This window comes from Bradyrhizobium sp. CCBAU 45394, assembly GCF_028128655.1.
Taxonomy (GTDB): Bacteria; Pseudomonadota; Alphaproteobacteria; order Rhizobiales; family Xanthobacteraceae; genus Bradyrhizobium; species Bradyrhizobium diazoefficiens.
This window is the reverse complement of the sequence record NZ_LBIX01000115.1, coordinates 1-7,566: the sequence shown is the minus strand read 5'-3', so window position 1 is coordinate 7,566 and position 7,566 is coordinate 1. Positions and strand designations below refer to the sequence as shown.

The 7,566-nt window shown below is 59.8% G+C and carries 4 protein-coding genes and 1 pseudogene; 3 read left to right on the top strand and 2 right to left on the bottom strand.

Annotation, left to right across the window (positions count from 1 at the left end; genetic code table 11):
• Positions 1-258 precede the first annotated feature (258 nt).
• Together WN73_RS12430 and WN73_RS12425 are read right to left on the bottom strand one after the other, a co-directional pair.
• Positions 259-1,962, bottom strand: coding sequence for an outer membrane beta-barrel protein (locus WN73_RS12430; protein WP_271552994.1), 1,704 nt, complete (start codon positions 1,960-1,962; stop codon positions 259-261).
• A 611-nt stretch (positions 1,963-2,573) separates the two neighbouring features.
• Positions 2,574-2,807 carry a hypothetical protein gene (locus tag WN73_RS12425; RefSeq protein ID WP_097669634.1) on the bottom strand — a complete coding sequence of 78 codons (234 nt, stop codon included), beginning with the start codon at positions 2,805-2,807 and terminating at the stop codon, positions 2,574-2,576.
• Positions 2,808-3,280: 473 nt separating this feature from the next.
• Here WN73_RS12425 and WN73_RS12420 point away from each other — a divergent pair, with 473 nt between their 5' ends.
• The 3 genes and pseudogenes from WN73_RS12420 to WN73_RS12410 form a co-directional block, all read left to right on the top strand.
• A complete protein-coding gene (locus WN73_RS12420) occupies positions 3,281-3,613 on the top strand; it encodes a hypothetical protein (protein WP_143279382.1) in 333 nt (110 codons plus the stop codon).
• Between the two features lie 223 nt (positions 3,614-3,836).
• The gene (locus tag WN73_RS12415; RefSeq protein WP_271552990.1) at positions 3,837-6,083 is read left to right on the top strand and encodes a hypothetical protein; all 2,247 of its coding nucleotides are present in this window, start codon (positions 3,837-3,839) and stop codon (positions 6,081-6,083) included.
• Positions 6,084-6,410: 327 nt separating this feature from the next.
• A pseudogene (locus tag WN73_RS12410) lies at positions 6,411-7,275 on the top strand (ISNCY family transposase); the annotation flags it as partial.
• Between the last annotated feature and the right edge of the window lie 291 nt (positions 7,276-7,566).

The following is a 7,566-nucleotide window of genomic DNA, read 5'->3' as shown; positions in this document are numbered from 1 at the left end:
CTCATAGCCTTCAGCTTTGGATGTTGGACCAAGATCTCGTCACCGTTAGGCTCCGCATGCTGGGTTTTATCTCCCATGATGAATTGAGGGAAGCAAACCGTCGACGTCCGAACCTACGCAGCCCTGTGGCGCGAAACATTGATCGATGCTGCGATCTTCGTTAAGCGACCTCCGATTGGACTCTTAAGGCAATCACTTTGTCTTCGGATTTGTTCGGTCACTGCATTGCCCGAGGTTGGAGCTTGGCTGTGAGGCCCCTCAATTGAAGTTGTAGGAGGCCTGAAAGAACGTACCCCAGCGCTCCATGCTATACTTCGCAAGTACGGTCGGATCACCGACGCAGCCATAGCTGCTGCACAAAGAGTTGCTCCGCTTGTTGGTCCACATCGCCCAGTAGCGGCCACCGACGCCGACGCTGAAGTTCCTGGTGATGAAGTAGGACAAGACGCCTTCAACCTGGACGCCTCGGCCCCCATTGCCCCGTTGTTCATCAAACACGGTCTCGTTGCGCAAGAGATGATAATCACGCCCCTTGAAATCGGTCCACGGCAGGTAAGCGACGTCCGTGCTCAAGCGCCAACGCTCGGTGAGCATGGTTTCGGCGCTTAGGCCGATACGAGGTGCATTCCATTGAGTATCCTGGCTGCCAACGTTCGTGTTGTCGCCTGGCGCCAGGCACGGTAGGTTGACGATCTTGATGCATCCTATCGAGTCCGAGCTCTCGCCGTAATAGCTCCAACCCGTGAATCCGCCGACCTTGTAGGTGGCGCCGCGCAGGAAATCATAACCTAGGTCCGCCGTGTAATAAGTGAACCTTCCGTTTGCTTGGCCCGAGATCGTGTTAGTATACGACATTGATGTGGTCCCAGTATCGAGACCCCAATCTTCATCGTTCGAGTGTCCTTTGTTGAAGCGCCCGATCCCAATATTGCCCTTGAGGAATACTCCCCAGGGGCTGTCAACACGGAGAAATGATTCCCCGGAAAGTCCGTCCAATCCGTAATAAGTGAGCCTCGAGATGAGACGGCTGGGGTCGTCGAGGTGGCCATAGGGCACTGCGCTGTGGTCCCATTGAAATTGTCCGCGGCTGAGCCAGAGCCGCGATCCGCCTTCAAACGCCCAACCGGGCGAGTAAGCGACCGGCGGCGCACCGGCGAGTGCTTTCGCGTACAGCGGCGCGTCGCCCCATTGCGCCGTCCAAGGGTCGGCGCCAAAATGGTAATTCAACCCGATCTTTCCGACGTGATAACTGCTGGAGGGCCTCGTTGTGTTCGCTGGCAGAATCGCAAACGGTGGAAACTGCACCGTCGGAGGTGTGTCGATCCTCGGCCCGCCGAAATGTAGATAGTCATACTCAGCTTTGACCGACCATGCAGGCGTAAGCGCTTGCTCGACGCCCAGCCCGATGGTGCCACCGAGGCGACCATAATCGAAATGGGTCTTCTCCGGTGAGAATCCAAACTCGTAATTATTGAGGACGTCGCCCTGATTGTTCTGCCAAGCGACGCCTCCCTTGAGATAGGCCAGCGTGTGGCCCAGCGCGCCAAACGCGTAACCGATGCGGCCGGTCCCGGTGGCAAGAACGTTGGGACCTGCCTTGCAGTTTGCGCTCACGACAAAGCCGGAGGCAGCGAGGCAGGTATTTGTGCCGTCGGAGACAGCGCGGCTGACATCGAGTTCGACACCAAAGACCCAGCCCTTGTTCTGCCAATTGTAACCGATCTGGCCACCTGCGAGGAACACTGGGGTATCGACGACATCGCCATAGATTGACGGACCGTAGGGATTGCTGAAGGAGGTTCGGCCGTACCCGCCGCCGACGTGCCCGCCAATATAGCCTCCGGTCCAGTTCCACACCGCCGGCGGCAGTTTCACTTCTGGCTCAAGGTCTGCCGAATTGGCGGCACTGCTTGCGACGAGCGCAATTGTTGTGGCTCCCCAAAAAAGAAGTCCAGATCGCATCAAATACTCCGCTGCGCTTCTCCATCCACAACCGAGCGCCTTCGCGCTGGCATCGGTGATGGCGCCGCGAATGAAGCAAGCAGCGTGCCGCTTAAATGAGGCTCTTCACGCGCCAGGTACGCGTCAAATTTGCGACATTGGGGCTCAAACCCGACAATCGCGCTGTTAGCGTTCGACAGTAAATGTTGCGCAACGCGAAGCCGCCATTCTCGCTGTAGCTGCGACATCAGCTGTCGAGTCTCATGTGAAGCGTTTGAGTCCAGTGGACATTACCAATACGAGCCCTGCCGGCCTGGACGCCGGATCCGTCGATCTGCAGAGGGATGATACTTGGTATGCTACGCTATCGAAATCCGCTTCCTTGGGAAAACATCTGACGAGCGATCATTCAGGCAATGCGGCACGCGCAGGAGACGCTCGTCGTCAGCCTCTTCGTGTCCCTGGTGATGCTCGCCTTCGCCATGATGGCCGCGATCCGACTTCGCGCTCACCGCCATCGCCCAAAAAACAAAACGTCGCCCCCCGGCAACAGCCCAAACACCACCACGCCGCCACTGATCTGTTGGTCAATCCAGGAATCGGCCATTGCCATCAGACCGTAAGCGTCGTCCTCAGGCCACGGCTTTAAGATTGTGACGGCAGTAAGCCCAAAGACGCAACTGATCGATTTCGCTGTTTGGATAGCCGTTGACGATGCTGGTGAGCGCGTCGGCCAGGTAAGCAAGCGCATTCATATCGGCGACCGCGAAAGCGACATCTTCGAATTGTATTGCCTGACGCAAGAGCTTGGCGCTCACTTGCTTGTCCGCGCCTGCGTCGATCGGCTGGCGGGCGATGACGGCCATTCGATTGCGACCGAGATGGAAGAGACCAGCGGTCAAGGGCCTGCATTACATTGGCGTGCGGGACGACAAGGGCGAGATGACGAAAGCTGTGCTGGAGATCAAGTTCAAGCGGATTGCGGTCTTGCCTCCGATCGGAAAGCAAAACTCTATCCTGCCCTCGACCTGACGGTAATCCTCGCAAGCGAGCGCGGTGCGCCAAAGGGCCGGAAACCTATTGAGTCGAAGCTAATCACGGACCTACCCGTCCGTAGACGCTCCGAGGCAATCGAGAAGATTAACTGGTGCGCCATGCGGTGGAAAATCGAGATGTTCCACAAGATCTTGAAATCGGGCTGCAGGGCGGGCGGAAGACTCAAAACTGCGGACGCGGACCGCCTCGCTAATCTGATGGCGGTCTTCTGCATTCTCAGTTGGCGCGTCCTCTGGCTCACCATGCTCAATCGCGCGGCCCGGACGCGTCACCGAAGATGGCCTTGACGGACAACGAGATCGCATTGCTCGATGAACTCATCAGCGACGTCGGCAATCGACGATGTCGCCCTGGAACCCTCGCATTCTACTTGACCAAACTTGAACGATTGGGTCGCTACCTGGCCAGGGCCGCCGATCCGCCACCCGGAAATGTCGTCATCTGGCGCGGACTTTCCAGACTGACCGTTATCGAATTCGGCGCCGAAATCGGAGCGGCTGGAAATGTGGGTTTGAAAGCTGGTGAGGACCTCACCAGACGCCGTACCCGGCATAGGGGCAGGACCCTTACGGATCGCCTCGCGGACGGTACTGTCAATCCAGAGCGCAGATCTTGACCGGGGCACGTCAGGCCGCGGTCACGTCTCAGCGGATTATGCCGCAACTGACGCAGCTATCCCGCATCGCTGTCTTCAGCAACACAGGAGCTGCGATGGAAATGGGACCCAAGGCGATATCGGCTTTCTTGCGCATCCGGAAGAACTCTCTTGGTCAGCTAGTGGTCAGCCAGGCGGTCTATCCAGATAGGCTGAGCATTCTCGACTTTATCGGAGATAAAATATGACGGGCATTGGCCGAGCTGGCACATCGCGCGTTGGGGCTGCACGAGCCGACAGCACCGGGGAATTGAGCAGTTCGAGCGCGGAGCCCGGCCTGTTGCCTGGCGAACGCAGTCAATCCTTCGACGCCGTCGTGGAGCGGATGCGCTCCGGGCCTCAAGATAGAACCGCGGCGCTCGCGAACCAGCCACCAGCTTTGGATGTGGCGGCGCCAACGCGGGACGAGATCAAGGCAGCAGAGGAAAACTTGGACAGCCTGCTCGAGCAGCTTAAAACTTGTCGTCAAGCGGCCAGGCGCGCCCGGAACTTGCCCGAGGCGCAAGAGCTGATCGATCAAGTGGTTAAAGCAGGCTCAGCAGTTCTGGAGTACTACGCGAATCTGCCCCCAGCTCTGGCGCGCCGCATTCTGCCGGACGATCAGGCTCGCCAGCTCCGCTATGACACGCTGAACGCGGCCCAGGAATGTGACCACTTGGCCAAGCAGATTCTCGACGAGCTGGAGAAGAACAGAAAGAAAGCAGCACGCCTGCTCGACAACATGAAAGACACCGCTTCGCCCGCCCAGCTGAGCCGCGTGGTTGCAGGCGTGGCGGACCACTATGTCGCCTGCATGGAGTGGTGGGGAAAGAAGGCATTGCGCTCGGAGCGGATGCAGTCAGTCTGCGCAGCTACTGCCAAGTTGCCATGTAGCACGCCCGAGATGCGGAAGGCCGAAGAGGCCGCACTAAGGCTGCATACCGGCTGGGCGCTCAATACGAAGTGCATGTATCTGCAATCGCGGATAGCTCTCGCGGAGCTCTTGATTAACTCGCAAGCGAGCACGTTCGAACCAGATCTGCGCGGCGCCCTCATGGACGAGAGCGGGCGAGTGCGTCTGCTCGGGACCTTCATCGAAGATGTTTTTCCGGCATTCGTCTCGACGCACGGCGCCGTTCTGAAGAGCGATGGAGCGGCCCTCGACGCTGAGCACCGCGCCGTTCTGGAAGGAGTCATGGAGCGCCTTTCGGAATTTGCGTCAGGACTGAGCGGCATCGTTGCCAGCCTGAGGGAGGCCAGAACGCGAGCCGACCTCCCGTTGCAGTTGCTGGACGAGATCGTGGAAGGCGCGTGGGTTACGGCGAACGACGTCATGCGGCTGCTGGCATTGCAGCCGAAGACGATAGCCACGATTGAACCGCCGGCTTGGGCTGGGCTGCCGGAAAATACTGCCGTCGTCGGCGAAGGTAATCCAGCGCGCAGAAGGGGAAAAGGAAGGCGCGCAGCGGCCGCAGGCGAGGGGAGTTCGACGGCCCGCCCGGCGGAGCCGCAACTCGCCAGGCCCAATGCCGCCACGGCCCGGACGGGCAAGGTTATCGTACTCTCGGATCTCGGCACCAAGAAACTCGCGACCGCGGACGAGGCACGCGCGTCATCCTCCGCGACCGAGCACCTCCAGATGTGGCAGGCTCCGCCCTCCAGGAAAGCGCTGGCGGGATTACTTGAGCGATTGGACGAGCTGCTGCAGTTCGATCTGTCGGCTCAGCAAAGCGCCGTCTCGCAAGCGCGCCAGATGAAGCCCGAGGACGCCGAACACGTCTTGGATCGCGTCATTAAGCGCTTGCAGACGCAGGCCTCCGAGATTGAGGCCTGTGCAGCCGCGCTGGAGGAGCCTCGACGACGTGGCCTGCTCACGCCTGCGCAACTGCCCGAAGTGCACGATAAAATTGTACGGCTCAAGGCGATGTGGTCCGAGGTGCAGGGGCAGGCAAACTCATTAAACGCGCAAAAGGCGGCAATCACGAGCGATTGCATGAAGACCTATGCGTTTCCATCGCAAAAATACCTTGAACAGTTGCGGGCGGCGGGGGAGCTGGCGTCAGTGGATCCACCACGTCCCTTGAAGGGAGAGCCAGGGACGCTGTTCGAGATCAGGCTGCAGCCCAAGGCGCTGCGCAATGGTGCGACGCCAAGCCCGATATGGGTGCACATCCATACCAAGCAGCCGGTACATGCCTGGCAATTTGCAACGCTGGGCGATCGCGAATTCGCCGCTTGCCACGTGAAGTCTAACGAACAGCGCGGCTACAATCAGCACTGGCAGAGCGCTCGAGCCGCCGAGGGGCACGAGAAAGTCGTGATCCACCGCGGCAAGCTCACCCCTGCGTTCTGTAGGTCCTTGTTGAGCGCCGCCGCTGGCCGCCATCCGTGGCCTCCCCTTCCCGATCCGGAGCACGTGTCGGCGCAGATTGCTCGACTGGGGATCTCGTGAGCTGGTTGTCTTCCGGCATAGTGCCGTTCGGTGGCAGCTTTCCTGCCTCCGGATCGGCTCGGAGGATTGCCTGCCCAGCACCGAGCCCTCCAGGCTCCATCTCCCAAAAGGATGGAGCCTGGAGAAGAGAACGCGCACCACGGGAGGCTTGTCAGCCTGTCGCGCGGCGATCAGGATGGAAGAGCGCGTCAATCAAGCAAGGTGAGAGAGTTTCGCCGGGCTCGTGACGTAGGGAGGGCGTAGCCCGACCGGAGTTACGATCCCGGCGTCGGCGCGATCCGCGAGGGACCGCGCCGACTTCTGATCGCGGCCGGCAGGTTATGCAAGTGGGAGGCGACAGGCCGGATCTGCGGGAAGCGGCTGAAGGCATTACTGCCTGCGCCGATTGAGGCGATGGAACGGCACGGCCACCTCGACCTTGCCCCCCAGATCGGCGCCAAACTTTTGGCGATGAGCGCTGCGACGATCGACCGCACATTAGTGCGGATCCAAGAAGAATCAGGTCGCAAGCGCCGGCGGCACGCGACGCACTCGTTGCGTCGCAGTGTTCCAATACGGACGTCGGCAGATTGGAATGATCCGGCGCCCGGATTCGAGGCCGACCTTGTAGCACATAGCGGTCCATCTGCCCGGCAGCTTCATCCTGACCCTCGTGCTCACCGACAGTGCTACCGGCTGGACAGAGTGCGCTGCTCTGATCGTGGCGCGAACAGGCGCTATTGAAAATGGTGCTGACGGAATTGCGCAAACCATTGCCTTTTGCGCTGCTCGGCCTCGATACTGACAATGATACCGTGTTCATGATTGAGACGCTGAACGCCCACTGCGAGGCGGCCAACATCGTTTTCACGCGTTGCCGGCCCTACCGAAAGAATGACCAGCCGTTCGTCGAGCAGAAGAACGGCGCCGTCGCGCGCAGAATGGTCGGCTATCGTCGGTTCGAGAGCCTGGAAGTGCTGCTGGCTGAACACTATCGATCGCGGAGGCTGTTCGTGCACGTCTTCCAATCCTCGTTCAATTGATAGCCGGGCAGCGCGACGATGCGCGTGTGCGCAAGACATACCGTGCGCCGGCGACACCACACCAGCGCTTAGCCGCCGACACGCCCCGCTCGGTTCGTGCCCATCTCCAAGAAATACATGCCGTTCTCGACCCGGTCCCGTTGTTGCGCGATATCCGCGGCGCGCAGGAAACGGCGTCCCGCAAGTGCAGATTGATCTTATGAGTCCTGCTTCATGAGAACGTTTGACCTGCCACCGAGAAGAACCGCCGATCTATAGGACCGGCGGCCAAGTCAAGGGAGGAAACGCCCGTCAGGGCAGCGGTAGCGAGACTACCGCAAGGCACCACCAACTTCTTGGCGGATCTCAAATAAACATTTTGCGATGGGCTAGACGAGTCGATCGTTAATAAGCCGAATTGGGGCTGAACTGGACAGTTGAGCGTTGGCCAGAGTGAGAGCAGGAAGAGGGACAAAAGGTCT